24 protein-coding genes are annotated in these 23,885 nt (G+C 68.6%); 11 read left to right on the top strand and 13 right to left on the bottom strand.

The features are described from left to right. Positions 1–16: 16 nt before the first annotated feature. The gene (locus EV651_RS10120; protein ID WP_133784374.1) at positions 17–811 is read left to right on the top strand and encodes an SDR family NAD(P)-dependent oxidoreductase; all 795 of its coding nucleotides are present in this window, start codon (positions 17–19) and stop codon (positions 809–811) included. On the opposite strand, the gene EV651_RS10115 is transcribed toward EV651_RS10120, so the two are convergent. Both EV651_RS10115 and EV651_RS10110 read right to left on the bottom strand, forming a co-directional pair. Beyond that, complete coding sequence (locus EV651_RS10115) at positions 746–1,507, bottom strand: CPBP family intramembrane glutamic endopeptidase (RefSeq protein ID WP_133784372.1); 762 nt, start codon at positions 1,505–1,507, stop codon at positions 746–748. The two genes, EV651_RS10120 and EV651_RS10115, sit on opposite strands and share 66 nt — an antisense overlap. Beyond that, on the bottom strand, positions 1,416–2,096 hold the full coding sequence (locus EV651_RS10110; RefSeq protein ID WP_166658556.1) for a TetR/AcrR family transcriptional regulator: 681 nt from the start codon (positions 2,094–2,096) through the stop codon (positions 1,416–1,418). The genes EV651_RS10115 and EV651_RS10110 overlap by 92 nt, the downstream gene beginning before the upstream one ends. A gap of 187 nt (positions 2,097–2,283) precedes the next feature. On the opposite strand from EV651_RS10110, the gene EV651_RS41290 reads away from it, so the two are divergent. Beyond that, a complete protein-coding gene (locus EV651_RS41290) occupies positions 2,284–4,440 on the top strand; it encodes a hypothetical protein (RefSeq protein ID WP_166658555.1) in 2,157 nt (718 codons plus the stop codon). Here the strand turns inward: EV651_RS41290 and EV651_RS10090 are convergent. Then, a complete protein-coding gene (locus tag EV651_RS10090) occupies positions 4,413–4,796 on the bottom strand; it encodes a hypothetical protein (protein ID WP_202870249.1) in 384 nt (127 codons plus the stop codon). The two genes, EV651_RS41290 and EV651_RS10090, sit on opposite strands and share 28 nt — an antisense overlap. A gap of 105 nt (positions 4,797–4,901) precedes the next feature. Here EV651_RS10090 and EV651_RS10085 point away from each other — a divergent pair, with 105 nt between their 5' ends. Beyond that, positions 4,902–7,397: a polysaccharide lyase family 8 super-sandwich domain-containing protein gene (locus EV651_RS10085; RefSeq protein ID WP_133784364.1), complete on the top strand. Its 2,496-nt coding sequence runs from the start codon at positions 4,902–4,904 to the stop codon at positions 7,395–7,397. Here the strand turns inward: EV651_RS10085 and EV651_RS10080 are convergent. From EV651_RS10080 to EV651_RS10040, 9 genes are read right to left on the bottom strand one after another with little or no spacing between them, the layout of a single operon-like run. Next, entirely contained in the window at positions 7,375–7,884 is a 510-nt protein-coding gene (locus EV651_RS10080) for a MarR family winged helix-turn-helix transcriptional regulator (protein ID WP_133784362.1), read from the bottom strand. The genes EV651_RS10085 and EV651_RS10080 overlap by 23 nt on opposite strands. After that, a complete protein-coding gene (locus EV651_RS10075) occupies positions 7,881–8,480 on the bottom strand; it encodes a DJ-1/PfpI family protein (protein WP_202870248.1) in 600 nt (199 codons plus the stop codon). Before EV651_RS10075 ends, EV651_RS10080 begins: the two co-directional genes overlap by 4 nt. A 32-nt stretch (positions 8,481–8,512) precedes the next feature. Continuing rightward, positions 8,513–8,908 (bottom strand): type II toxin-antitoxin system VapC family toxin, encoded by a 396-nt coding sequence (locus EV651_RS10070; RefSeq protein WP_133784358.1) that lies wholly within the window; start codon positions 8,906–8,908, stop codon positions 8,513–8,515. After that, on the bottom strand, positions 8,908–9,141 hold the full coding sequence (locus EV651_RS10065; RefSeq protein ID WP_133784356.1) for a hypothetical protein: 234 nt from the start codon (positions 9,139–9,141) through the stop codon (positions 8,908–8,910). Before EV651_RS10065 ends, EV651_RS10070 begins: the two co-directional genes overlap by 1 nt. Before the next feature lie 24 nt (positions 9,142–9,165). Next, positions 9,166–10,338 carry an MFS transporter gene (locus EV651_RS10060; RefSeq protein WP_133784353.1) on the bottom strand — a complete coding sequence of 391 codons (1,173 nt, stop codon included), beginning with the start codon at positions 10,336–10,338 and terminating at the stop codon, positions 9,166–9,168. After that, the gene (locus EV651_RS10055) at positions 10,335–11,459 is read right to left on the bottom strand and encodes a MerR family transcriptional regulator (RefSeq protein ID WP_133784352.1); all 1,125 of its coding nucleotides are present in this window, start codon (positions 11,457–11,459) and stop codon (positions 10,335–10,337) included. Before EV651_RS10055 ends, EV651_RS10060 begins: the two co-directional genes overlap by 4 nt. A gap of 34 nt (positions 11,460–11,493) precedes the next feature. Beyond that, positions 11,494–12,012, bottom strand: coding sequence for an AAA family ATPase (locus EV651_RS10050; RefSeq protein ID WP_238156779.1), 519 nt, complete (start codon positions 12,010–12,012; stop codon positions 11,494–11,496). A gap of 15 nt (positions 12,013–12,027) precedes the next feature. After that, the gene (locus EV651_RS10045) at positions 12,028–13,179 is read right to left on the bottom strand and encodes an anhydro-N-acetylmuramic acid kinase (RefSeq protein ID WP_133784350.1); all 1,152 of its coding nucleotides are present in this window, start codon (positions 13,177–13,179) and stop codon (positions 12,028–12,030) included. A 1-nt stretch (position 13,180) separates the two neighbouring features. Further along, a complete protein-coding gene (locus EV651_RS10040; protein WP_133784348.1) occupies positions 13,181–14,458 on the bottom strand; it encodes an MFS transporter in 1,278 nt (425 codons plus the stop codon). 132 nt (positions 14,459–14,590) lie between these two features. Between EV651_RS10040 and EV651_RS10035 the strand changes: the two genes are divergently transcribed. The 3 genes from EV651_RS10035 (at position 14,591) to EV651_RS10025 (ending at position 17,003) form a co-directional block, all read left to right on the top strand. After that, positions 14,591–15,097 (top strand): SigE family RNA polymerase sigma factor, encoded by a 507-nt coding sequence (locus EV651_RS10035; protein ID WP_133784346.1) that lies wholly within the window; start codon positions 14,591–14,593, stop codon positions 15,095–15,097. Further along, positions 15,094–15,945, top strand: a complete 852-nt coding sequence (locus EV651_RS10030) for a hypothetical protein (RefSeq protein WP_133784344.1) — start codon at positions 15,094–15,096, stop codon at positions 15,943–15,945. Before EV651_RS10035 ends, EV651_RS10030 begins: the two co-directional genes overlap by 4 nt. Positions 15,946–16,103: 158 nt before the next feature. Beyond that, positions 16,104–17,003, top strand: a complete 900-nt coding sequence (locus EV651_RS10025; protein WP_133784342.1) for an endo-beta-N-acetylglucosaminidase H — start codon at positions 16,104–16,106, stop codon at positions 17,001–17,003. Between the two features lie 40 nt (positions 17,004–17,043). Here the strand turns inward: EV651_RS10025 and EV651_RS10020 are convergent, their stop codons facing one another. Beyond that, positions 17,044–17,553 (bottom strand): histidine phosphatase family protein, encoded by a 510-nt coding sequence (locus EV651_RS10020; RefSeq protein WP_133784340.1) that lies wholly within the window; start codon positions 17,551–17,553, stop codon positions 17,044–17,046. Between the two features lie 81 nt (positions 17,554–17,634). Here EV651_RS10020 and EV651_RS10015 point away from each other — a divergent pair, with 81 nt between their 5' ends. The 5 genes from EV651_RS10015 (at position 17,635) to EV651_RS09995 (ending at position 23,787) form a co-directional block, all read left to right on the top strand. Then, positions 17,635–19,494 (top strand): acyl-CoA dehydrogenase, encoded by a 1,860-nt coding sequence (locus EV651_RS10015; protein WP_133784569.1) that lies wholly within the window; start codon positions 17,635–17,637, stop codon positions 19,492–19,494. A 332-nt stretch (positions 19,495–19,826) separates the two neighbouring features. Continuing rightward, positions 19,827–21,041 carry a hypothetical protein gene (locus tag EV651_RS10010; RefSeq protein WP_133784338.1) on the top strand — a complete coding sequence of 405 codons (1,215 nt, stop codon included), beginning with the start codon at positions 19,827–19,829 and terminating at the stop codon, positions 21,039–21,041. After that, positions 21,038–21,682 (top strand): hypothetical protein, encoded by a 645-nt coding sequence (locus tag EV651_RS10005; protein ID WP_133784336.1) that lies wholly within the window; start codon positions 21,038–21,040, stop codon positions 21,680–21,682. Before EV651_RS10010 ends, EV651_RS10005 begins: the two co-directional genes overlap by 4 nt. Then, entirely contained in the window at positions 21,679–22,899 is a 1,221-nt protein-coding gene (locus EV651_RS10000; protein WP_133784334.1) for a hypothetical protein, read from the top strand. The genes EV651_RS10005 and EV651_RS10000 overlap by 4 nt, the downstream gene beginning before the upstream one ends. Positions 22,900–23,016: 117 nt before the next feature. Continuing rightward, a complete protein-coding gene (locus EV651_RS09995; RefSeq protein WP_133784332.1) occupies positions 23,017–23,787 on the top strand; it encodes a DUF4097 family beta strand repeat-containing protein in 771 nt (256 codons plus the stop codon). Positions 23,788–23,885 lie beyond the last annotated feature (98 nt).

Below are 23,885 nucleotides of genomic sequence, written 5' to 3'. Positions count from 1 at the left end.
ACCCACAGGAGGAACCATGTCCAGAGGAGTACTGATCACCGGTGCGTCGAGGGGGGTCGGCGCGGCTGCCGCGCGGGCGTTCGCAGGCGCCGGCGACCGGGTCGTGCTGCACTGCCGGGGCGCCGTCGACCGCGCCGAGGAGGTCCGCGCCGGGCTCCCCGGTGCGGGCCACGCGGTGATCGCCGCGGACCTCGGCGATGCGGCCGCAATCCCTTCCCTGGTTGCGGAATCGGCCGCAGCGCTGGGTCGCGTCGACGTCCTGGTGAACAACGCCGCGATGTTCGTCGACGAACCGGTCGCGGGCTCCCGCCGGGTCGGTCACCCGCTGACGGAGACGTCGTACGAGGAATGGGTAGCGACCTGGCGGCGTACCCTCGCCGTCAATCTCGAGGGCGCGGCGCACGTGACCTGGTGCGTGGCGCGGCAGATGCTCGACAAGGAACCCGCGGCGGGCGTACGGCGGGGCGCGATCGTCAACGTCGGATCCCGTGGCGCCTACCGCGGTGAGCCCGACGTGCCGGCGTACGGTGCCTCGAAGGCCGGGCTCCACTCGCTCGGACAGTCGTTGGCGGCATCGTTGGCGCCAGATGACATCACCGTGACGTCAATCGCGCCTGGTTTCATCGCGACCGACATGACCGAGACGTTCCTCGCGGGTCCCGGCGGCGACGCGATCCGGGCGCAGAGCCCGTTCGGCCGGGTCGCGACCGCCGAGGAGGTCGGGAACGCGATCTACTGGCTCGCCTCAGCCGAGGCGAACTGGGCCAGCGGCGCGGTCCTCGACTTCAACGGCGCGTCGTACCTGCACTGAACTGACCGCGATGGCCGCGATCGTCCAGACCGCTGCGAGGACGGCCATCGGGAACAAGTCGCCGTCCTCCTCGGTGAACAGCAGGATCAGCGAGAGGTTCACCGCGGCGTGGGCCGTGGTGGCGACGACGAGGTTGCTACGACGCGCGCCCCGCAGTACGCCGCCCATCACCACCGACAGCGCGGTCGCCATCACGACGAACAGCCCCATGTACGCCGGCCCGTGCGAGAACCCGCCGATGTGCCAGAAACCCCACAGCACGCCGACGATCAACGAGGAACGCAGTACCGAGAACCGGGTCTGCAGGTAGGGCTGCAGGTACGCGCGCCACCCGAGCTCCTCGCCCGCCGCGCCGACGACCATAGTGATCACCAGCGCCCAGAACGGGAACGGCAGACTCTCCGCCCGCCACGTCCGCCCCGCGACCACATAAACGACCACGGACACGAGCATCGCCGCCACGACGATGCCGACCACCAGCGCACTCCGCCCCGCAGCGACGGTCGCAGGTGTGAACCGCGCGTCGACCCGAGTCGTACGGCGAAACACCACGAACATCACGCCCACGCCGAGGGCCGGCGCGAACTGGACCAGCTGGATCAGATCAGGACTCGGGCCGGTCGCTGCCTGCAGCGCGTTGAGGATCCCGCTGAAGACCATCGTGACCAGGTAGAAGACCAGAACGCGCAGAAACACCGTCACTCCTGAGATAGGGGGCGATCATCAGGTCGAGCTGCTCGGTCAGGAACTCGGACAGCGAGCCCCAGCCGTTCACCGCCCAGACCTGGAGCGCGCCGTTGAAGCAGACAAGGGTGTGCCGAGCCAGCGCCGGTACGTCGGTGTCCTCGCGGAGCTCACCGACCTCCACCGCGGCTCGGTAGAACGCGTCGCAGCTGTCGACGATCGCCGCAGAGTGCGCCAGCGCGTGCTGCCGGAACTCCGGATCCGCGACGTCGAGCTGGACGAAGCCGAGACCGTTGCCGAGCTCCTCGCGGCGCTTGATGTGCGCGACCGCCGACAGCGCGAAGTCGCGCAGCGTCGCCAGCGGGGAGGTGTTCCGGGCGGCGGCCTCCTCGGCCGCGAGCTTGACCATCAGCGGCGACCGCGCCGCGGACGCGAGCAGCAGACCGCGCTTGGAACCGAACCGCTGCATCAGCGTCGGCGGCGCCAGACCGACCCGGGACCCGACCGCCGCGAGGGTCAGTTTCACCGGGCCGAGCTCCGCCAGCACCTGACGGGTGGCGTCCAGGATCGCGTCGTCGCTCACCAGCCGTGGCCGGGCCATGTCAGCGCCTCCGGGTTTGTGAATGGCCATTCGTTAACACACGGAATCGTAACAGATCCTTGTTGGCTCAGTTATTCAGTGACAACGGGTGAGCGTCCGGATACCTGGAGAGGGGTCCGGGCCAGTGCACCCGCCGTCCGGTGCACCCGTCCGTGGGCCGGGCTCGTCGGACAACGGGAGCCTCTTCATGCGTTTCGCCCGCATCACCTTCGGTCTGCTGCTGGCACTTTCAGGCCTGCTCGCCGCCATCGCCGGGGCCGTCGCAGCCTTCTGGCTCGTCGGCCCGGACAACACGATCTCGACACCTCGCCGTGAGCTCGCCAGCACGGGCCTCGCGGTCGTCACCGCCCCGTCCCTCCTCGACCGGCACGGCCCGACACTGCGCGTGAGCGCGTCGGGCGACAAGCCGCTGTTCATCGGCGTCGGACAGGACCTGGACGTGCGCGACTACCTCGCGGGGACCGCGCACACCCGGCTGATCCAGTTCGAGCCGCCGGCCACGTTCGGCACGCAGGAGCTGCGCGGCGACACCAAGAAGCTGACGCCGCCGGGCGAGCTGGACTGGTGGGTCGCGCAGTCCGCGCCGGGCTCGCAGGCCGTCAATTGGCCGATGCAGGACGGGCTGTACGACGTGGTCGTGATGAACGCGGACGGTACGCCGGCTGTCGGCGCGCAGGTCTCGTTCGGGATCGAGGTGCACCGGCTGTTCGGTATCTGCCTGCTGGTGCTCGGGGCCGGCATCGTGGTGCTCGCACTCGGCCTGGCCTTGGTGCTGCGCCGCCGTCCGGTGGTGAAGGAGATCTCGGACACGACCGAGATCCCGGTCATCACCAACACTCGGATCCCGGTCCTGGTGACGACGGCGCCGGTCGAGCGCGAAGAGGAGGAGAACGCTCCGGCGTACCGCGTCTCCCCCTTTGCCCCCGATCGAGTCAGCCCGTTCGCCCCGGTCGCCGCGAAGAAGGAGCAGGCCGGGAACGAGACGGCACCGGCCGCAACCACCGCGGCTCCGGCGCAGGTCAGCTCGGCTCCGGCTCCGGCTCCGGCTCCAGCTCCGGTGAAGGCGCCCGTGCGGCAGGTGCCTGTGCGGCCGGCTCCGGTTCGGCCGGCGGCTGCTGTGCCGGCGGCGCCGATGTTCATGTCACCTGCTGCGATCCAGCGGGCCAAGTCGCCCGCGCTCATCGGGGCGGGCGCCTCCCAGCGGTACGACGAGCCCGCGCAAACGACGTACGCCGAACGCGTCGACGAGCCGGCACGGACGACGTACGCCGAACCTGTCGACGAGCCCACCGGGAGTGTTGCGGAGGAGACCGTCCCGTTGGCGGCGTCACCGGAGTTCGTGAAGAGCGACGAGGCTGTTCGGCGTACGGCGGCGTTGCTGGCCAGCGGCGCGATGTTGCTGACGGCAACCAGCTGCGGGCTGATGCCGCCGAAGAACACGATGACCGCGGCGGACTCCCGCCCGGCTGTCACGCTCGCCGACGCGCAGGCCGTCGTCCAGCGGTACAACCAGCTCAACAACCAGGCGAACAAGACCCGCGACGGGAAGCTGGCCGCGACGATCGAGGGCAATCCGACCCGCGCCCAGACCCAGGCGGGTTTCCTGATCGGCCGGAAACTCGACGCCGCGGGCAAGAACGTGTCGAAGCCGTTCAGCTACACCGACCCGGAGATCGGCGCGCCGCAGTTCACGTCGTACCCGATGCGGTTCGTGGTCAGCTCCGGCGTCTCGGACGCGCCCGGGAACCGTCAGCTCGGCGTCTGGCAGCGGGAGAGCGCCGGGAGCCCGTGGCTGCTGACGCACTCGGTCTACCCGCCGAAGGCGGTAGAGCTGCCGTCCGTCGACGGGCTGCGCACCCCGGACGCGGACGACCTGAGCAAGCTCCAGGGCCGGCCCGAGGCAGTCGCGAAGGACCTCGCGGCGTACCTCACGGGCGGTAAGAACGCGCCGCAGTCGCAGCTCTTCACGCCGGGCCCCAGCCTGACCAACATGCTCGACCTGCGCGCGAAGTCCAAGGTCGCCGACACCGCGGAGCCGTACATCGCCGACGTCACCGACACGTTTGCGCCGTCCGGTGTCCCGTTGACGTTCATCACGGAGTCCGGCGACGCGCTGGTGTTCCTGTCACTCACCGAGCGGTATCTGCAGCGCGTCGAGCCGGGCTCGAACGCCTACTGGACCAGCGGCGAGGCCACCGCGTTCAGCAGCATGGTCAAGTACACCCAGACCCTGCACCAGGACTACCTGCACCAGGTCGCCGTTGTCATACCGGCCAGGTCGACCGGTGACGCAGTACAGGTCCTCTCAATCGACCCTCAACTAGTAGGCGCCGGCGGCGCCTGACCGGACAGCAGCCACCGCCACCGTGGCTGTTCCGTCACCACACATGCAGCCGCGAGCACGCTGACGCCGACTGCCGCGACAGTCGGCCAGGCGAACCAGGCAGCCACAACTGCGGCGACCAACTGCAGAAGCACCAGCAGGACAGTGACGAACCCGGGGACCGGTACGACGACACGCGGCTTGTCACCCCGCGTCTGGAAGACCGTCGGCAGGCCGATCAGGACCACGACCGAGGCGATCGCGAGCAGGACGGAGTGCGGAGCGATCGCCCACGGTGTTCCGACCCACGCGATGAGCTCGGTCGCGAACCGCAGGACAGAGGCGAGACGGCTGTCGGGCGCCGTGCGAGTGGTCACGAGCAGAACGATCTCACGTCTTACTGAGCAGTCAGCGGTTGTCGAAGGATAGTTCCGACTGATTGACTTCGCTGGTTAGGTTTTCCCATCCGCCCGGGAGTACCAGTGGATCTCACCCGCCGTCGCCTGCTGTCCTTTGTCCCTGCGACCGCGTTGCTGACTGCGGTCAACCCGGCTCCGGCCGCCCGCGCCACCATGGGGGTGGTGGACGCCGACCCCAGCCGGCTACTGGCCAACGCGATCGCGATCTACGCCGGTACGGCGGAGTCGAACGCGCGCCCCGAGGTCGCCGCGAAGGTCACCGCGATGGACAACACCGCCCGGACCTGGCTGACCGCACTCGACCGCGCCGGCAGCGGGGAGCTGTTCGCGGGCCTCCCACTCGGGACCAGCGATCCGAACCTGAGCTCGTCGTACCAGCACCTCTACGAGATCGCCCTCGCCTACCGGCGACCCGGACCGGCCTCGGACCTGCAGGGCAACGAGCAGGTCCGCGCGCGGATCGTGGAGAAGCTCGTCTGGCTGCACGACAACTACTACGGCGACCAGTCGAAGGGGTACTACGGCAACTGGTTCACCTGGGAGATCGGCATCTCGACGTACGTCTCGAAGACGCTCGCCCTGATCGACGCCCCGGCCGACCTGATCACGCGGTACGTCGCCTCGATGGACGCCTACCTGCGCAACGGCAAGGACGGCGACGTCGACCTCGACTCGCGCTTCCACACCGGCGCGAACCTCGTCGACATCACCGCGAACCGGGTCCTCCAGGGCGCTCTGCTGAACGACGACGCGCGCATCCGGAAGGCGTTGCAGGACCAGTTCACGGTGTTCGCGACGGTCGACCCGTACAACCTGCAGCACGGCGTCACCGACGGGTACTACGCGGACGGCTCGTTCATCCAGCACGCGTCGGTCGCCTACACAGGCTCGTACGGAAAAGGGCTGCTCAGCAGGGTTGTGCAGACCATCAAGGTGCTCGCCGGGACGGAGTACGCACAGAGCGACGACCTGGTCGGCGTGGTGCAGGGCTGGGTCGAGCACGGGTTCGCGCCGCTGATCTTCGAGGGCTGGATGATGGAGATCGTCAAGGGCCGCGCGGTGTCCCGGACGACGACCGGGTACGACGACGTCGCGGTCGTCGTCGAGGCGATCGTCGACCTCGCGGACTACGCGACCGGCGCGGATTCCCTGCGATTGAAGGCCTTCGCGAAGTTCACCGCGCGGCCGACGATCAACGTGAATTCCTTCGTCTCACCGGTGAGCATCGGGCGCTTCGCGGACATCAAGAACGATCCGGCGATCGTCCCGGCCGATCTCAACCCGGCCGCGAGTACGACGGCGTTCAACGCCATGGACCGGACGGTGCATCGCAGGCCCGGATATGCGTTCGCTCTGGCGCGGAACTCGTCGCGGATCAGCAAGTACGAGTACATGAGCGGCGAGAACCTGATGCCGTGGTTCCAGGGCGACGGCGCGCACTACCTGTACCTGGCCGGTCAGGATCAGACGCAGTCCTTCGGCGTCGACTACTTCACCACAGTGTCGCCGTACGCGCTGGGCGGCGTGACGGCGCCGGTCGAGACGCGCAAGTCGATCCCGGAGCTGTACGGGACGGCGTACTACGACAACCCGCCGACTTTCACCGCGTCGTCGGAGGCCCAGAACACCTACGTCTACTTCCCGGTCGGGACGAATGAATACTCCGGAGGCGCGACGCTCGATGTGTACGGCGCGGTCGGCTGGGTGCAGTCGGACGACTTCGCGTACGCGTCGCGGGCGAGCCTGCCGGACGACTTCGTGGTCTACCGGAACGCGTCGGCGACCAAGTCCTGGTTCCTGCTCGACGATGAGATCGTCGTACTAGCAGCCGGTGTCGGCGACGCGACCCGCGCGGTCACGACCACCCTCGACACCCGCATCGCCGGCGCCACCGATCCCGTGACGATCACCGGCGTACGACGTGATGGTCGGGCCTGGACCGGCACCGGGGAACCGCGGTGGCTTCGCTACGCCAACGGCGCGGTGTCCGTCGGCTACTACTTCCTTCAGCCGACCGAAGTGTCGGCAGATCTCCAGACAGTCACGCGGAGCCGCCGGATGGTGCGGACCTCCAATCCGGATACCGCGGTCACCAAACAGGTCTTCGCGCTCACCGTCGCGCAACCGGCCGGCACGAAGCACGCACTCGCTTACGCATTGGTGCCCAACGCAACGGATTCCGCCTTGAAGTCGTATCTACACGGCCGGATCGCGACGCTCTCGAACACTGTGAAAATGCAGGCGATCCAGCATCTCGGCCTGCGCCTCACCGCCGTCAACACGTTCACTCCCGGTCCCCACAACCTTCCCGGGTTGAGCATCGACGGTCCGGTTTCGCTGCTCATTCGCCGGCAGTCCTCGAGTGTGCAGGTCGCCGTTTCCGATCCGACGACGCAGCGCGACAGCGTCACGCTCAACCTGCGGGCGCAGTACCTCAGGCCCGCGGCACCGGTCGACGGGGTTCAGGTGACGCGCACGGTCACCGGGACGCGGCTGACGTTCACCACGCGGCAGACCTACGGGCGGAGCCTCGCGATCAAGCTTCTTCCAGCTTGGTGATCAGGGTCTGCAGCGTGCTGAGCGTCGTACGAAGGTCGTCGACGTCGACGGCCTTGGCGAGTTCGGTGGTCCACGGGCCCTGAGCGAGTGAGATCTGCCGGATCGCCCAATAGCCGGCCTCGGTGCAGGCGAGAAGCTTCGCGCGGCGGTGCGCCGGGTTGGGCCGGTACTCGGCGAGACCTCGCTCGACCAGCAAGTCCGCGATCCGCTGCACGGCTTGTCTACTGACACCCATGATCCGGCCGGCGTCGGCGACCGACCGCGGCTCGTCGAGGACGCCGCCGAGGACCTGCCACCAGGCCGCCGTGATCCCGCCGTTCGCGGCCAGGCCTTGCGCGGCCTCCATCAGCCGCGCGTTCAGCCGGAAGGTGGCGAGGACGACGTCCGTCAACACCACACCACCTTCGGACCGCTTCCCGACCTCCGGCCACTCCGCACGCGGCGGGACGGCCGCGCGCTCGGCCGGTCCTTGATCCTTCGCCGTCATCCGACCAGCGTTGCGTACGCCGCCGGGTCGGCGCGGTGGAACACGCCCTCGTACGCCTCACGCTTCCGCTCGTCCGCGAGTCCGAGCCGCTCCATCACAGCCCGCGCGAACTGCACCGGCGAGTCCGGTCCCGCCGTGATCAGATCCCGGTCGACGACCGCGCGCGCATCGACGTACTGCTCCGAGCCCTGATACCCGGTCGCCTGCAGGTACTCCTTGGCCGCACTCGTGTGCTTCCGCTCATCGAGCAGCCCCGCCCGAGCCAGCCCCGCCGTCGCGCCACAGATCGCCGCAACCGGTACCCCGGCATCGAGGAACTGCCCCGCCAACTTCGCGAACGCCTCACCACCACCCATGTCCCACTGCCCCGACCCGGCGAGCACGAGCAGATCCCCCGCGTCAGGCGTCACGTCCGCGATCGTCACATCCGGCACGACCCGTATCCCACCCATGGTCACCACTGACTCCAGCGTCTCCCCCACCGTCACCACGCCCCACGGCACCCCGGTGAACCGCCCAGTCCGCAGCTCCACCACCAAATGCCCGATCTCCCAGTCCGCCAACGTCTCGTACACCGCCACATATGCTGTCCTCATGGACAACATGCTGTCATAACGACAACATGTTGTCAATGGCTCGCGGGTGCGTCGACGGTCAGTCCGGCGATTCGGGCCGCGTCGGCCAGGCGCTTGTCGTAGGTGACGAACGACGTGAGCGGCTGGACGCGCAACGCGGTCGCCAGGTGAATGGCGTCCAAGCTCCGCACCGTCGCCGGCCGCACGGTCTGCGCGAGGATCCGGGCACCGGCATCCAGCTCGCGGAGATCGATCAGGTCGAGCACGCGGGGCAGCCGCGAGACCGCCTCCGGAACATGTCGCGCGAGGGCGCGGAACGACTCGATCTCCGCGAGCACCGAACTCACCCACCCCACCTCCGCCCGCTCATCGAGCCACTGACGCAGGGCGTGCGACCCGGACTCCGCATGCACCAGCTTCACGATCGCGGCCGAATCGAGGTAGATCATCAGCGCTCGCCGTCCCGCTCCCGGGAGAGCTCGGCACCGACGTCGATCCCGTCCGGATCGCCGATGTGCATCCGCAGTACTTCGCGACGCATCGCCGCCGCCCGCTCGCGGCGCACCGCGGCTTCGAGGACCGCCTGCCTGATAACCGCCGACCGCGAGCTCCCGTCATGCGTCAGCACGTCCAGCGCATGCTCGGTCTCCGCGTCGGTGCGAATCGTGATGGTGTCTGCCATGACACCAGTGTAAGACGATCTGTCTTACACCGCCACGAGGCGGGTGGAGGGTTTGAGTTTGAGGAGGAGCAGGCCGGCTAGGGCTGTTGTGGTGGCGGTGAGGGTTAGGGATTGGTGGATGGGGAGGGTGGCCAGGAGGTTGGTGGAGGCGATCAGGGGGACGGTTTGGGCCAGGGAGAGGAGGGATTGAAGGCGGGTCAGGTGGGATCTTGGTGTGCTGCGGACGAAGAGGGGTGCTAGGTGTGAGGTGAATAGGCCGATGCCCACGCCTTGGATGAGGGTTGCGCCGATGGCGGCTGGGACCGAGGGAGCTAGGGCTAGGCCGGCCATTCCGAGTGCGGCGAGTAGGCAGCCGAGGCCGCCGGTCAGTTCGGCTCGGGTGAAGGTGCCGAAGCGTGCGACGAGGACTGTTACCAGCAGTCCGCCGGCGACGTTGCCCGCCACCACGAAGCCTGCCTGTTTGGCTTCCCAGCCTTGTGAGCGGGCGAGGAGCGGGACGCACAGGGACGTGACGGGTAGTACGAAGGCTGCGACCAGGGCGACGACTGCGAGGATCATTCGTAGTACGGGATCGGCGACGGCCACGCGGAGTCCGTCCACGGCGTCGCGGATGACCGATGGGCGGTCGCGTTGCGGTGTCACGTCGTACGGCGGTCTGAGCATCAGGAGGATCGCGAACTGGACGGCGAACGTCAGGCCGTCGAGGGTGAGGGCCCCGACGAGCCCGACCGTCGCGACGAGGAGACCGCTGATCGGTCCGCCGGCGAGGGTGACGAGCTGCGTGGCCGACGTACGCAATGCCATTGCTCTGGGCAACTGATCGTCGGGCACGAAGAGCCGCGGGAGGACGCCGGCGGCCGGTAGTGCGAAGGCGTCGACGGTGCCGACGACGACCGACGTGGTCAGGAGCAGTCCGGCCGAGACTCCGCGGATGCCGATAGCGATGGCCAGCAGGAAACAGCACGAGCCGACGATCGCGGTGCAGGCGAGTAGGAGGCGACGTGGGCCGATGCGGTCACCGAGTACGCCGCCGAGCAGGAGGAGTACGGCGCGGGGCAGGGTGAACCCGGTCAGCACCAACGCGGCGACCCGCGGGCCGATGCCCGTCGCGGCCCAGCCGAGCGCGAAGAACAGCGCGGTGTCGCCGAGAACCGAGAGTGTCGAACCTGCCAGCCAGCCGTAGTAGGACCGGTTCACCCGTCCAGCCGGACGGGCATGACGAGGGTGGTGAACGTGCCCTGGTCGGCCGACCGTACGACGACCGGTCGCGCCGGCTCACAGATCTCGAGCAGCACGTCCGGCCCGACACTCGCCTCGAGCGCGGCCGCCAGCAGGCTTGCGGTGAACCCGATCCGCACCGAACCGGTGCCGATCGCGTCGAGCTTCACCTCGTCGCCGATCCGTAGACTGTGCTGATCGATGTCAAAGGCAACAACATCGCGGCCTGTCAGCACGTCCAGTAGTCCCAGGCGGTCGACCACTACACGGCACGCCGGCGGCGTCAGCCCGTCGAGGATCTGACCGTACGCCGGATACTCCGCGTCAACCGTTTGCAGTTCACGCGACTCGTCTCCTCGCACCAGCGTCAGACCGCCGTTCACCTCCACCCGTACGACGTCCCCCGCTGCGGCCCACCTACTCACCTCAGCCAGCTCGTCGGCCCGTACCAGCACCCGCGCCGCCACCCCGCTGAACTCCACGGGCCGCACGGTCCGCACCGCCAGCCGATACCGATCCGTCGCAACAAACACAACCTCATCCGCCCCCAACTCAATCAACACACAACTCAACACCAACCCCAGGTCGTCACCCCCCTCCCCACTACCCGAGCCAACTGCCCTAACGGTGGTGGAGGAGTCGCCGAACCCGTTCCCGTCATCCGAGTCAGCCCCGGCGCGGACGACGCCCGCCCGCGCGGGTGGGGCTGCGGTGGGGGTTACTTGGCGGATGGCGCTGGATAGTTCGGGGCCGCCTAGGAGGGCAGTGGTTTTTTGGGAGAGGAGGTTGGTGAGGAGGCGGGTTGCGGCTGTGCGGGTGGCGGTCGACTTGGCTTCCAGGGTGTGGAGGTGGGCGCGGACCAGGTCGGCGACCTCCGACGGAGCGGCGTCCAGGGCGAGGCGGACGTCTGGGAGTGGGAGGTCGATCTCGCGGAGGTCGCGGAGTAATTGGGCCCGCGGTTGTTGCGACCTGTCGTAGTACCGGTAACCGTTCGTCGCGTCGACCTCGGCGGGTGGGAGCAGACCGCAGTCGTCGTAGAACCGCAGCGCACTCGGCGCCAGTCCCACCAGCCGTGCGAACTCACTGATTGTCAGCCTCATGGGCCCGACCTTCATCCCTGCACCAACTCGAAGGTCAACTCCGGAACCGGCCCCACAGGCTCAGTGTCTTGCCGAAGCGTTCCCCGCGGATCCAGTCCAGGATGCTCCTCGCGACCCGCTCCGGCGAGACGTCCCCGCGCACCGACCGCGGTACGAGCTTGCGGATCTCGGCCGCATCCGCGAGCGCCTCGTCGATCTCGGACTCCTCCCAACCACGTCGCGCCAGCCGCTTCCGCCGTACGGCATCCGGACAGTCCAGGTGCAGCCACCGTCCCTCGGGCAGCTCCGCCGGCTGCGCCGGGGACAGCAGCAGAACCGGTATGCCGGAGCGCCGGATCAGCTCGGTGATCCGCAGCCACAGCGCGTTGTACGCCGGCCAGATCGGCGCCGCCATCGGACTCGCGATGTCGAGCCCGAGCAGCCGGCCGTCGTCGTCCAGCAGCTCGTCCATGTCCATCACGACCAGGTTCCCCGGATTCAGCCGCACCAGCTCCGGCACGACCGTCGACTTCCCCGACCCAGGTGCCCCAGTCACCACGAACAATCTCGTCACAGGACTAGTGTGCGGTCACTCGAGCAGGAGACGCATGGGTGGTCGTGCCTCGCCTGAGATCGTCGGTAGTCCGCTCAGGCCGGGGGTCACCGAGCCGAGGACGCTCGAGTGCCCTGCGCCGGTGCAGCTCGGGACTGTTCCACCGAGGCCGTGCACGGTGAGGAAGCCGAGTACGGCGAAGGCGTATGCCTCCTTCGCCGCCGACGGCATCCCCAGCTCGTCGGTGGTCCGGACCGGAATGTCCAACTCGTCCGCCAGCAGATGCATCAGCGCCGGGTTCCGGATCCCGCCACCCGACGCCACCACCTCGGTCCCGCCGTACCGCCGTACGGCGTCAGCCACGGTCCGCGCCGTCAGTGTGGTCACCGTCGCGACCAGGTCCTCCGCCGGGATCACTGGCAGTCCCTGCATCGCCTGGGCAAGGTACGCGAGGTTGAACAGCTCCTTCCCCGTCGACTTCGGCGCCGGCCGCGCGTAGTACGGCTCGGCCAGCAACCTCCCGAGCAGCTCCTCGTGCACCTGACCGCGCGCCGCCATCACCCCGTCCGCGTCGAACGGCTGCCCGGTCAGCTCCATCACGACCGCATCGATCAGCGCGTTCGCCGGACCGGTGTCGAAGGCAACCGGTTCGTCCTGAACGACAGTGATGTTCGCGATCCCGCCGAGATTCAGTGCCACGGGTACGCCGGGACGCCCGCGCAGCCACAGCACGTCGAGAATGCTGACCAGCGGCGCCCCTTGCCCACCCGCCGCGACGTCCCGCGCCCGCAGGTCCGACACCACCGGTACGCCGGTCGCCTCCGCGATCCAGGCCGGCTGCCCGAGCTGCAGCGTCCCGCGCACCGACCCGTCGTCGACCCAGTGGAACACCGTCTGCCCGTGCGACACGATCAGGTCCGCGTACCCACCGCAGAGCTGCTCGACCGCCTGCCCCGCCACCGCCGCGAACGACTGCCCGATCCCGGTGTCGAGCTTGCACACCTGCTCGACCGAGGTGGACGCCGGCGGCAACGACCCCGCCACTGCCGCCCGCAGCTCGTCCGGATACGGCTGGCTCAACATCCCCAACGGCGTCAGCACCAACTCGTCGCCGTCCAGCCGCAGGTCCGCGGCAGCGGCGTCGATCGCGTCGTACGACGTCCCGGACATCAATCCGATGACTCGCATGTCAGTCCCGCAGCTCCCGTCGGTAGTCGTCGCCTCGCAGTGTGAGCAATGCGATCACACTGACGGCACAGGTGACCACCACATACCAGGCCGGAATGTCGACGTTCTTCGTCCGCTTGATCAGCTCGGTGATGATCAGCCCGGCCGATCCCGAGAAGACCGCGTTCGACAGCGAGTACGCCAACCCGAGCCCGGTGTAGCGCGCCCGGGTCGGGAACATCTCCGCGAGCATGGCCGGGCCCGGGCCCGCCATCAGCCCCACGACGAGCCCGGCCACGAACACCGCGAGCCCCTTGGCGGCATTCCCCGACTCCTTGTCCTGCAGCAGGTTCATCAAGGGAAACGCGAGTACGACGACCAGCGCCGCGCCGGCTACCATCACCGGCCGCCGCCCGATCCGGTCACTCAGCCACCCGGCCGGAAGGATCGAGACCGCGAACCCGGTGTTCGCGAGCACGGTCGCGACCAAGGCCTGCTGGAACGTCGCGTGCAGGGTCGCCTGCAGGTACGACGGCATCACCACAAGGAACGTGTATCCGGCCGCGGACCAGCCCATCAGCCGGCCGATGCCGAGCGCGATCGCCTTGGCCACCTCACCAGCCGCGGCGGGGCGTGGCTCCTCCTGGACGCGCGTGAAGCTCGGCGTCTCGTCCAGTTTGAGCCGCAGCCACAGCGCGACCAGGCCGAGTGGCAGCGCCACCAGGAACGGCACCCGCCAGCCCCAGTCCGACAACGCCTCCTTGCTCAACGTGGTCGCGAGAATCGCCGCGAGTCCGGCTCCCGCGAGCAGTCCGAGTGCGACGGTGAACGACTGCCAGGCGCCGTACAGGCCGCGCTTCGTCCGCGGCGCGAACTCGGTCATGATCGATACCGCGCCGCCGAACTCACCACCCGCCGACAGCCCTTGCAACGCCCTCACCAGCGTCAGCAACCACGGTGCGGCCGCGCCGACACTCGCGTAGGTCGGCAGCAGGCCGATCAGGGTGGTCGACAGCGTCATCAGCAGCAGCACGAGGATCAGCGTCGGCCGCCGCCCGATCCGGTCACCGACCCGGCCGAAGATCGCGGCGCCGATCGGCCGGAAGAAGAACGCCAACGCGAACGAGGCGTACGTCTTGATCAGGCTCTCCGCGTCGCTGGTCGCCGTACTGCTGAAGAAGTTCGCGGCGATCACGGTGGCGAAGAAGCCGTAGGCCCCGAACTCGTACCACTCGACGAAGTTGCCGACCGTCCCGGCCAGCAACGACCGCCGCGTCCTGACGTCGGTCGCGACACTCATCCGAACCCTCTTTCGTAACTTTTTCCCACCCGCCACGACCATCTTGGTCTATCTTTTCCTCATCCCGCGACTCCAGATGCAACCATCCGGCACCGGTCGGTGTTTTCCTGCGTAGCAGAGGAGGGTGGACGGATGGCCACACGCGGGGACGACTTCGACGACTTCGTCCGCGGCAGCGCGACGCGGCTGCTGCGGACGGCGGTACTGCTTACCGGCGACCGCGGCGCCGGTGAGGACCTGGTGCAGGAGATGTACGAACGGATCTACGTCCACTGGCCGCGGATCCGGACCGGCGCCCCCGAGGCGTACGCCCGAAAGACCCTGACCAACCTGGTCGCCAACCGCTGGCGCACCCGGCTGCGCCGACCGGCCGAAGTGACGCTGTCGGAGAACCACGACGAACCGGCCCAGGACGATTCCGACGCGTACGCCGTCCGCCACGAACTGCTGCGCGCACTGCAGGACCTCCCGCCCCGGCAACGCGCCACCATCGTGCTCCGGTACTACGAGGACCTGACCGAGGCGCAGACCGCCGAGATCCTCGGCTGCTCCGTCGGCACCGTGAAGAGCCAGACCTCGCGCGCCCTGGACCGGCTCCGACTGATCACCGAACCCGCGATCCTGGAGGGACTGCGATGACCGAGACCCAGCTGAAACAGCGCCTGAGCGCCGGTGTCGAGGACATCGACGCTCCGTCCGACCTGCTCGACCGCGCCCGCCTCGGCGGTGCCCGCCGGTTGCGCCGGCGCCGGATCACCGCTCTCGCCGCGAGCTCGCTGGCGGTCGCCGCGATCGCCGGCGCGACCTTCGCCGTACCGGCTGTTCGCGACCGTGCCGACCAGGCCCCGGTGGCCACGCCCACGCCGTGGAAGGATCCGATCACGCCCAACCCGCTCGACCGCTACGCGCGCCTGATGACCAAGGAGACCGGCGGCGACCTTGCCGGGGACAGCACCTATCTGGCCCAGGTTCTCGCGACCTGGCACGACACACAGCGCAAGGAGCGCGGGAAGCTGATAGATCCCGTCGCCGGCGACGTGTGGGCCAACCTGCGCGAAGAACCGAGGATCTATTGGGCAGGGAAAACCCCCGCCGGCCGGGTCGCCCTCGTGGTGCAGCACTACCAGGGGCGCCTCCCGGACCCGGCTGCCACTTCCTCGGTCAAGCGGCCTCCGGCACCTACTGCCCAGTCCACGCCCAGGGGGATCGGCACCGTCGTCGCCATGGTGCGCGACGACGACCAGGGCCGGCCGAAGGTCAGGGAATTCGTGACGCCGTACGACGACTTCGCCTTCCCCTACTTCACGATCCGGGACCCCGGGCAGGCCGATGCCTACTTCGTGGCCGTGGGCATGGGGAAGCGGCTCGGCTGGGGTCTGTCGCGTGCCGAACTGACTCCGATGGTCTTCCAGGACGGTGTCGCCGTGACGAAGATTCCTGCAGATGTCATCGGCCGGATGTACGTCGGCCCGCTCCCGGCACGGTAGGCCCGCCGACCCCTTGACAGCGGGTTGTCGCCGCTCGATGATCGGTGACGCTATACCGGTTTACCTCCTGTCGCCGCCTGGCTGAATGTCACGGCGGCGACGGGTACTTAACCGATATAGCGACACCGCCCATCGTTTGACGAGGAGTCGATCAGCTCATGAAGCGAAGGACCCTGTTGTCAGCCCTGGCCGTCGGAACCGCCGCGGCCGCCACCGGTGCCGCGCTGCCCGCCGAGGCCGCAGACAAGCGCCGCCCGCGCGCGAAGACCGGACCGGTCACCGTCGCGTACATCGAGGTCAACGACCACAGCATGCTGAACGCCGGCAAGTACACGCTGGCGAGCAACGGCGCGCAGGTGATCGACGTCGCGGTGATCTTCGCGGCGAACATCAACTACGACGGCACGAAGGCGTACCTGCACTTCAACGACCAGGTGACGAACGTGCTGAACAACGTCGCCACGCAGGTCCGCCCGCTGCAGCAGAAGGGCATCAAGGTCCTGCTCTCGATCCTCGGCAACCATCAGGGCGCCGGCTTCGCGAACTTCCCGGACCAGGCATCCGCGGACGCCTTCGCCCAGGAACTCGCGGACGCGGTCAACCAGTACGGTCTGGACGGCATCGACTTCGACGACGAGTACGCCGAGTACGGCAACAACGGCACCGGCCAGCCGAACGATTTCTCGTTCGTCTACCTGGTCCAGGCGCTCCGCGCGAAGCTGCCGAACAAGCTCATCACGCTCTACGACATCGGCCCGGCCGCGGATCGGCTCACCTACAACGGCCAGAGCATCGTCGACACCTTCGACTACGGCTGGAACCCGTACTACGGGACGTGGGGCGTCCCGTCCGCACCGAGCGCCAAGTCGCGCGTGTCCCCCGCCGCGGTGTCGTACACCGCCACCAGCTCCTCAACCGCTGCAAGCCTCGCCCAACGCACAGTCAGCGAGGGGTACGGCGTCTTCCTCACGTACAACCTCACCGAGTCCGACACGTCGTCGTACATGAGCGCCTTCACCCAGAGGCTGTACGGCAGCGCGACGGTCTACAAGCCCTGAAAACAACGGGATGGCCGGCCAACCCGGCCGGCCATCCCGGTCAGTACTCCCAGCCCGGCTGCCAGTTGACGCCGTCGGCAACCAACTGCTCCATCGGGGCGCGGCCGCCCACGAGGTGCTCGAGGGACCAGCGGTTCGCCGAGTGGGCCACTACGAGTACCACCTGGTCCTCGTACCACCGCTCGACGTCAGCGAGGAACGAGCGCGTCAGTTCGAGTACGTCGTCGTACGACTGACCACCGGGAAACGGCGTACCGACGCGCTCGACCCGCGGCTCGAGCGCGTCTCGCGGCGCGCCGTTCAGTTCGCCGTAGTTGCACTCGCGCAGCCGCCAGTCCTGGAAGTGCGGCACGGTCAGCCCGGACAGCTCGACCGTCTGTACGGCGCGCCGCAGATCCGAGCTGAACACGACGTCGACGTCCCGCCGGCGCTCGCCGAGTTCCCGCGCCTGCTCGCGGCCCGCGGCCGACAGCTCACCCGGCAACCAACCGGTCGCGATCCCGCGTTCGTTGTCGACCGTGGTCGCGTGCGTCTCGTAAATCAACTTCATACCTCACAGTCAATCTCCCTTTGCCCTCATTACCGGCGGGTATATACTTAAGTTACTGGCGAGTAAAGTTGGGGAGTGTCTGTGACTCACTACAAGTCGAATCTGCGGGACATCGAGTTCAACCTGCTCGAGGTGCTGGGCCGGGGCGACGTGCTCGGTCAGGGCCCGTACGCCGAGATGGACGTCGACACCGCCCGCGAGGTGCTCGCGGAGATCGACCGGCTGGCCAAGCACGAGTTGGCTGAGTCCTTCGCGGAGGCCGACCGGAACCCGCCGGTCTTCGACCCGGAAGCCCACGAGGTCCGGATGCCCGAGGCGTTCAAGAAGAGCTACCACGCCTACATGGACGCCGAGTGGTTCAAGCTCGAACTGCCGGCCGAGCTGGGCGGTCAGCCGACCCCGCCGTCACTGCGCTGGGCCGCCGCCGAGCTGGTGCTGGGCGCCAACCCGCCAGTGCACATGTACGCCGCCGGCCCGAACTTCGCGCACGTGCTGTGGCGCAACGGGACCGAGCGGGACAAGTTGATCGCTCACCACATCATCGAGCGCGGCTGGGGCGCCACCATGGTGCTGACCGAGCCGGACGCCGGCTCCGACGTCGGCGCCGGGCGGACCAAGGCCACGCTGCAGGACGACGGCTCCTGGCACATCGAGGGCGTCAAGCGGTTCATCACCTCGGGCGAGCACGACATGACCGAGAACATCGTCCACCTGGTGCTGGCCCGTCCGCAGGGCGTCGAGGGCGTCGGCGGCCCCGGCACGAAGGGCCTGAGCCTGTTCGTGGTCCCGAAGCACCACTTCGACCTGGAGACCGGTGAGCTGACCGGTGAGCGCAACGGCGCCTTCGTCACGAACGTCGAGAAGAAGATGGGCATCAAGGTCTCCACGACCTGCGAGGTCACCTTCGGCGATGGCATTCCGGCCAAGGGCTGGCTGCTCGGCGAGGTGCACGACGGCATCGCGCAGATGTTCCAGGTGATCGAGTACGCACGGATGATGGTCGGCACCAAGGCGATCGCGACGCTGTCGAGCGGTTACCTGAACGCGCTCGAGTACGCGAAGGAGCGGGTCCAGGGCGCCGACATGACGAACCCGGCCAAGGACGCGCCACGGGTCACGATCACCCACCACCCCGACGTACGGCGTTCATTGCTGACGCAGAAGGCGTACGCCGAGGCGCTGCGGGCGCTCGTGCTGTTCACGGCGACGTACCAGGACCGGGCCGAGCAGGCGCGGTACGCCGGTGAGCACGACGACCTCGCCGAGCGGGTCAACGACCTGCTGCTGCCGCTGGTGAAGGGCTACGGCTCGGAGAAGTCCTGGACACTGCTCGGCACCGAGTCGCTGCAGACGTTCGGCGGCTCCGGCTTCCTGCAGGACTACCCGATCGAGCAGTACGTACGCGACGCGAAGATCGACACGCTCTACGAGGGCACGACCGCCATCCAGGGCCAGGACCTGTTCTTCCGCAAGATCATCAAGGACCAGGGCAAGGCGCTCGGCCATCTCGCCGAGCAGGTGCAGGCGTTCGTCGCCTCCGAGGCCGGCAACGGGCGGCTGAAGGAAGAGCGCGGGCTGCTCGCGAAGGGCCTCGAGGACACCCAGAAGATCCTGGGCATCATGGGGCAGGCCCTCATGGCCAGCAACCCCCAGGCGGAGAACGGCGACCCGCGGAATGTCTACAAGGTCGGCCTGAACACCTCGCGGCTGCTGTTCGTCCTCGGCGACGTGGTCTGCTCGTGGCTGATGCTCCGGCAGGCCGAGGTCGCGCTGGAGAAGCTGGGCGGCGAGCTGTCTCCGGCCGACCAGGACTTCTACACCGGCAAGGTCGCCGCGGCGCAGTGGTTCGTGCGCTCGACGATGCCGTCGGTCCGCGCCGAGCGGATCAAGGCGGAGCTCACCGACCTCGAGGTGATGGACCTTCCTGAGTCCGCGTTCTGAGGTTGCGGACTCCTCCGGCTCGGCCACTTGCGCGGGTCGAGCCGGAGGTTCGGGGCCCAGGGCAAGAATGCTCAGGGCAAGGATGCTCAGGACAAAGTCGGGGCATGAAATCGGCTGATCTGCCCCAGGTTGCCCCACGATCTGCCCTGTTGCGGAGCGTGTTGGTGTAGCAACGTTTCTGCCCTGAAACACCGTGACCCTGGCTTGGTCTCCCCTGTCCGAGCCAGGGTCGCGCCCAACTCATCAGATGCCCTCTCACGGGGTGGAACCAGTTGCCGTGTGCTTGCGTCCGTGTGAATGTGTCCAGGCTCGGTCGTCGTACGCTGTCCGCGATGCCTGTCCGATTCGTCACCGCCCTGCTCGCGGCAGTCGCGTTCCTCCCCGTCCTGCCGGCGCGTGCGGAGACACCGGAGCCGCCCGACCGGATCGCCGCCGCCTGGCGAACCGATCACCTGTCCGTCGACCCGCGGCTCGCGATCCCCACGACCGAGTTGGACCGGATCCGCGGCGCGATGCGCACTGCGGGCCTTCCGGTGTACGTCGCGCTTGTGCCGCGCACGCCGTACCTGGCGAAGAACAGACTCGACTGGCCGACCCTGCTGCACGCGCGGGTCGGCGAACCGGGGCTGTACCTGGTCGCGCTCGTCGACGACAACTACTGGTCGACGGCCGCGGAGCTGTACCGGCAGGGCGGGCTCCGGGGCCGCGACCTGACCAGCGTGCGGGCCGAGGACAAGCAGCGCCTGGACCTCCTCACGGATCGCCCGGCGCCGCAGATCGTCCGCACGATCCAATATGCGTCGACGGCGTACGACGGTCGCGCGCTGCCGGCTGTCCCGGCCGCCGATCTGGAGCCGGAGCGCCCGCACCGCGGCCTCTCGGTGACCGACAAGTCGGACCGGGCCGCGTACGTCGGCCTGGGGGTCGGAGGGATCCTCGGGCTCGTGCTGACGCTGGTGATCGCACTGCGGCGTCGTGGCGGGCCGAAGCGTTCGCGAACCAGTCAGCGGGCAGTCGATCCGCGGGACGTACAGCTCAAGGCGGACAGCAAGATCAAGCAGGCCGAAAGTGCCCTCGGGCGACTGGACCGGCGTCGCAACAAGACGACCAAGCAGCTGGATCAGCGCGACGACGCGTACCGCCGGCTCGACGCGGCGCGGACGCTGCGCGCGGACCAGCCGGAAGACGTCCTCGCCGCGGCCGGCGCGCTCGTGCTCGCCCGGCAGGCCGAGCGGATCGCCTCTGGTGCGGCCCTCCAGCCGCCGTGCTTCTTCGACCCGACACACAACCCCGGAACGGTGAAGGTCGACTGGTCGGACGAGGTCGAAGTACCTGCCTGCCAGCAGTGTGCGAGCGTCGTACGCCGGGGTGGTACGCCGCGCGGTCTGCTGGTGCCGGCCAATTCCCGGCTTCTCGGTGGCGACCGCAAGCAGGTGCCGTACTGGACGCTCGACCCGGAGGACAGCCCGATGGTCGCGACCGGCTTCGGCGCGCTCTCCGACGACCTGGCCGACCGCATCACCGGCCGGAAGGAGGATGTCCGATGAGACGGCTCGTCCTCTTGCTCACGGCAACAGTTGCGCTGCTGACCGGGACCGCGTGGGCGGCGACTCCGACCGATCCCCGGATCACCGCCGCGGTCGCAGCCTGGGCGCAGCAGAACCTGTACGTCGACCCGGACTTCACGTCGATCGCGGATCGCGAGGCGACGCTGCAGGTGATCTCGAACGCCAAGGTGCCCGTGTACGTGGCCGTCGTACCGAGCGGCGAATGGTTCCCGGAGAAGGGCGACACCACGCTGCTCGCCGGCCGGCTGGCAGCCGCGAACGGCAAGCCGGGCGTGTACGTCGTGATGGACGGCGACCGGTCGTACGGCGTCACGCACCAGCTCGGCGCGTATGTGCCGACGTGGACGTACGCGGACGGGAAAGAGGCGCTGAGCAAGCAGCTCTCGGAGTACCTCGACGGTCTGCGGGAGTCGACGTACAGCACGCCGAAACCGGCCCGGACCGAGCCGCTGCCGCCCGAGCCGGAGGAGACGTACCCGGAGGAGAAGTTCACCGTCGGCAAGGCGATCGGGAACGGCCTCGGCGGCACCGTGCTCGGCCTGATGGGCGGCGGTCTCCTCGGCGGAATCGTGTTGATCGTGGCGGCCCTGGCCCGCCCACGACGAAAGGGACGCGCGTGAAGGCCCGTTTTCTCCTCACCTGCCTCGCGGCGACGTTGACGCTGCTCGTTGCGGCGCCGGCCGAGGCCGGTACTGCGCGGACTCCGGCGGAGCGGGCGCAGGAGATCGCGACCGCGTTGAAGAAGGACCCGGTCTACATCGACCCGGCGTACAAGACGGCGCTGCCCGCGAAGCTGCTGGACGACCTGCGGACGAAGGCGAAAGCGCTCGGGTACCCGGTGTACACCGTCGTCCTGCCGCTGACCCCGAGCGACGAGTTCGAGGGCGAGGAGAGTACGGCGCTCACCCTGGTGATGGACGCGCTCCGGCAGCCGGGGCTGTACGTCGTGGTGGACGGCGGCAGCCGCTTCCCGTGGTACGAGACGCGGGACGTCTCACAGGTCAGCGAGGAGAAGCTGGAGGCGGCGCGGACGCGCGCGCTGGATGACACGGGGTACGACGCCGGGCCGACCGAGGTGGTGGCCCGGATGTACGAGCTGCTCGCCCAACCGGGCATCCCGAAGACCTCGACCCGACCGGAGTCGGGTCGGCCGTCCCGGGACATCTCGGAGCCGGGCGGTCATGGGTGGATCGTCGCGCTGTCGATCGTCGGCGGTCTCGTCGTCCTGGTCGGTCTCGGGCTGCTGATCGGGCGCAGCCGGGGTTCAGGTTCCAAGGCGTTCCGGATCCCGCCGCACGTGGCAGCGACGGTGGCGGCCGAGCGGCGCCGGCGGCTGACCCAGGAGACGAACGCCGAGCTCACCAGGCTCGGCTCGGAGCTGGCCGCGCTCCCGACCACCGAAGGCGCAGGGCTTGTCCACCAGCAGGCCGCGCTCGACGACCACGCTGCCGCGTCGAAGGTCCTCGACTCGTCCCCCGGCCTCGTCGACCTGGTCGGCGCGATGGTGCTGCTGGACAAGGCACGACGGGAGTACGACGCCGCGGTCGCGATCGCAGCCGACCGGAAGGTGGACGCCGTACCGGATCTGTGCGCGTTCAACCCACTGCACGGTCGCACGTCCGGTCGGCCGACCAAGGTGGAGTCCGACGGCACCACGCTCACGCTGCCGTTGTGCAACGAGTGCCGGCAGGCGCTCAAGCGTCGCTCGGCACCTACTTCGCTGCCCGGCAACGACGGGCCGTACTGGTACGAGGACTCGGTCTGGGCGCGGACCTTCTTCGGCACCACCGGCGACGACCTGGCCGCGGCCGTGTCCCGGGGCGAGCTGCGTCGGTGAGGGTGCTTCCCTGAGAGCGGTTCAGGGACGCGTCGGGGGATCTGCCGGATCCTGGGGCCCGGCTCCGGAGCCTACTGTCGGAGCGACAACGTGGGTGGGCTCGAGAAGAGGCGGACGATGGCGGAGAACAAGCAGCTCGGCGTGATCTTGCTGGTGGCGGCGGCCGGGCTGGCGTTCTGGCAGTTCGGGGATCGGGACTCCGACGACACGCACAAGCTCGACGACAAGATCACCACCGTCCAGCTCGCCGCGGGCCATGCCGACATCACGATCAACGTGTCCGACGACGACCGGGCCAGCGTGCGGGAGAAGCGCAAGTTCTGGTTCTGGAAGCACGGCGACGCCTACTCGGTGAACGACGGCGTACTCAAGCTGGACGGCGACTGCGGCTGGCAGTGCACCGCCGACTTCGAGGTGACCGTGCCGCGCGGCACCAAGGTCACCGGCGAGAACGGCAGCGGTGACCTCGAGATCAAGGGCGTGGCCGGGGTCGACGCGAAGTCCAACTCCGGCAAGATCGAGCTCCGCGAGGTCAAGGGCGACGTCGATCTCGATGTCACCTCCGGCGACGTGTCCGTGCACGACCTGACCGGGAAACTCGACGTCAAGGCCAACTCCGGCGATATCGAGGCCAAGGACCTGAGCGGCGGCGCGGTGAACGTCGAGACCACGTCCGGCGACATCGAGCTCGACCTCTCCGAGGCCAACGACATCCGCGCCAAGGGCACCAGCGGGGACATCAAGATCACCGCGCCGAGTAGCGACTACAACGTCACCACCGAGAGCCGCCACGGCGACGTCGACAACGAGCTCGGCAACGGCACGAACGGGTCCCACACCATCACCGCCACCACCACGTCCGGAGACATCGAGCTCCGCGCGGAATAGACGCTCCAGGCAACGATAGTGTTCGATGTGCGGCAAACACTGATATGGTTGACGGCCATCGAACACTTGCCGCAACGCCGTCCGAAAGCGAGCGTCCT

It is taken from the genome of Kribbella sp. VKM Ac-2571 (genome assembly GCF_004362255.1).
Lineage (GTDB): Bacteria > Actinomycetota > Actinomycetes > Propionibacteriales > Kribbellaceae > Kribbella > Kribbella pratensis.
The sequence above is the reverse complement of the archived record's forward strand: the minus strand, read 5'-3'. Positions and strand labels throughout refer to the sequence as shown.

Bases quoted from the DNA above. Each gene is read 5' to 3' on its own strand.
- EV651_RS10120 (WP_133784374.1), top strand. From the start codon at position 17: ATGTCCAGAGGAGTACTGATCACCGGTGCGTCGAGGGGGGTCGGCGCG.
- EV651_RS10110 (WP_166658556.1), bottom strand. From the start codon at position 2,096: ATGGCCCGGCCACGGCTGGTGAGCGACGACGCGATCCTGGACGCCACC.
- EV651_RS41290 (WP_166658555.1), top strand. From the start codon at position 2,284: ATGCGTTTCGCCCGCATCACCTTCGGTCTGCTGCTGGCACTTTCAGGC.
- EV651_RS10080 (WP_133784362.1), bottom strand. From the start codon at position 7,884: ATGACGGCGAAGGATCAAGGACCGGCCGAGCGCGCGGCCGTCCCGCCG.
- EV651_RS10075 (WP_202870248.1), bottom strand. From the start codon at position 8,480: ATGAGGACAGCATATGTGGCGGTGTACGAGACGTTGGCGGACTGGGAG.
- EV651_RS10070 (WP_133784358.1), bottom strand. From the start codon at position 8,908: ATGATCTACCTCGATTCGGCCGCGATCGTGAAGCTGGTGCATGCGGAG.
- EV651_RS10065 (WP_133784356.1), bottom strand. From the start codon at position 9,141: ATGGCAGACACCATCACGATTCGCACCGACGCGGAGACCGAGCATGCG.
- EV651_RS10055 (WP_133784352.1), bottom strand. From the start codon at position 11,459: ATGAGGCTGACAATCAGTGAGTTCGCACGGCTGGTGGGACTGGCGCCG.
- EV651_RS10045 (WP_133784350.1), bottom strand. From the start codon at position 13,179: ATGCGAGTCATCGGATTGATGTCCGGGACGTCGTACGACGCGATCGAC.
- EV651_RS10040 (WP_133784348.1), bottom strand. From the start codon at position 14,458: ATGAGTGTCGCGACCGACGTCAGGACGCGGCGGTCGTTGCTGGCCGGG.
- EV651_RS10035 (WP_133784346.1), top strand. From the start codon at position 14,591: ATGGCCACACGCGGGGACGACTTCGACGACTTCGTCCGCGGCAGCGCG.
- EV651_RS10030 (WP_133784344.1), top strand. From the start codon at position 15,094: ATGACCGAGACCCAGCTGAAACAGCGCCTGAGCGCCGGTGTCGAGGAC.
- EV651_RS10025 (WP_133784342.1), top strand. From the start codon at position 16,104: ATGAAGCGAAGGACCCTGTTGTCAGCCCTGGCCGTCGGAACCGCCGCG.
- EV651_RS10020 (WP_133784340.1), bottom strand. From the start codon at position 17,553: ATGAAGTTGATTTACGAGACGCACGCGACCACGGTCGACAACGAACGC.
- EV651_RS10010 (WP_133784338.1), top strand. From the start codon at position 19,827: ATGCCTGTCCGATTCGTCACCGCCCTGCTCGCGGCAGTCGCGTTCCTC.
- EV651_RS10005 (WP_133784336.1), top strand. From the start codon at position 21,038: ATGAGACGGCTCGTCCTCTTGCTCACGGCAACAGTTGCGCTGCTGACC.
- EV651_RS09995 (WP_133784332.1), top strand. From the start codon at position 23,017: ATGGCGGAGAACAAGCAGCTCGGCGTGATCTTGCTGGTGGCGGCGGCC.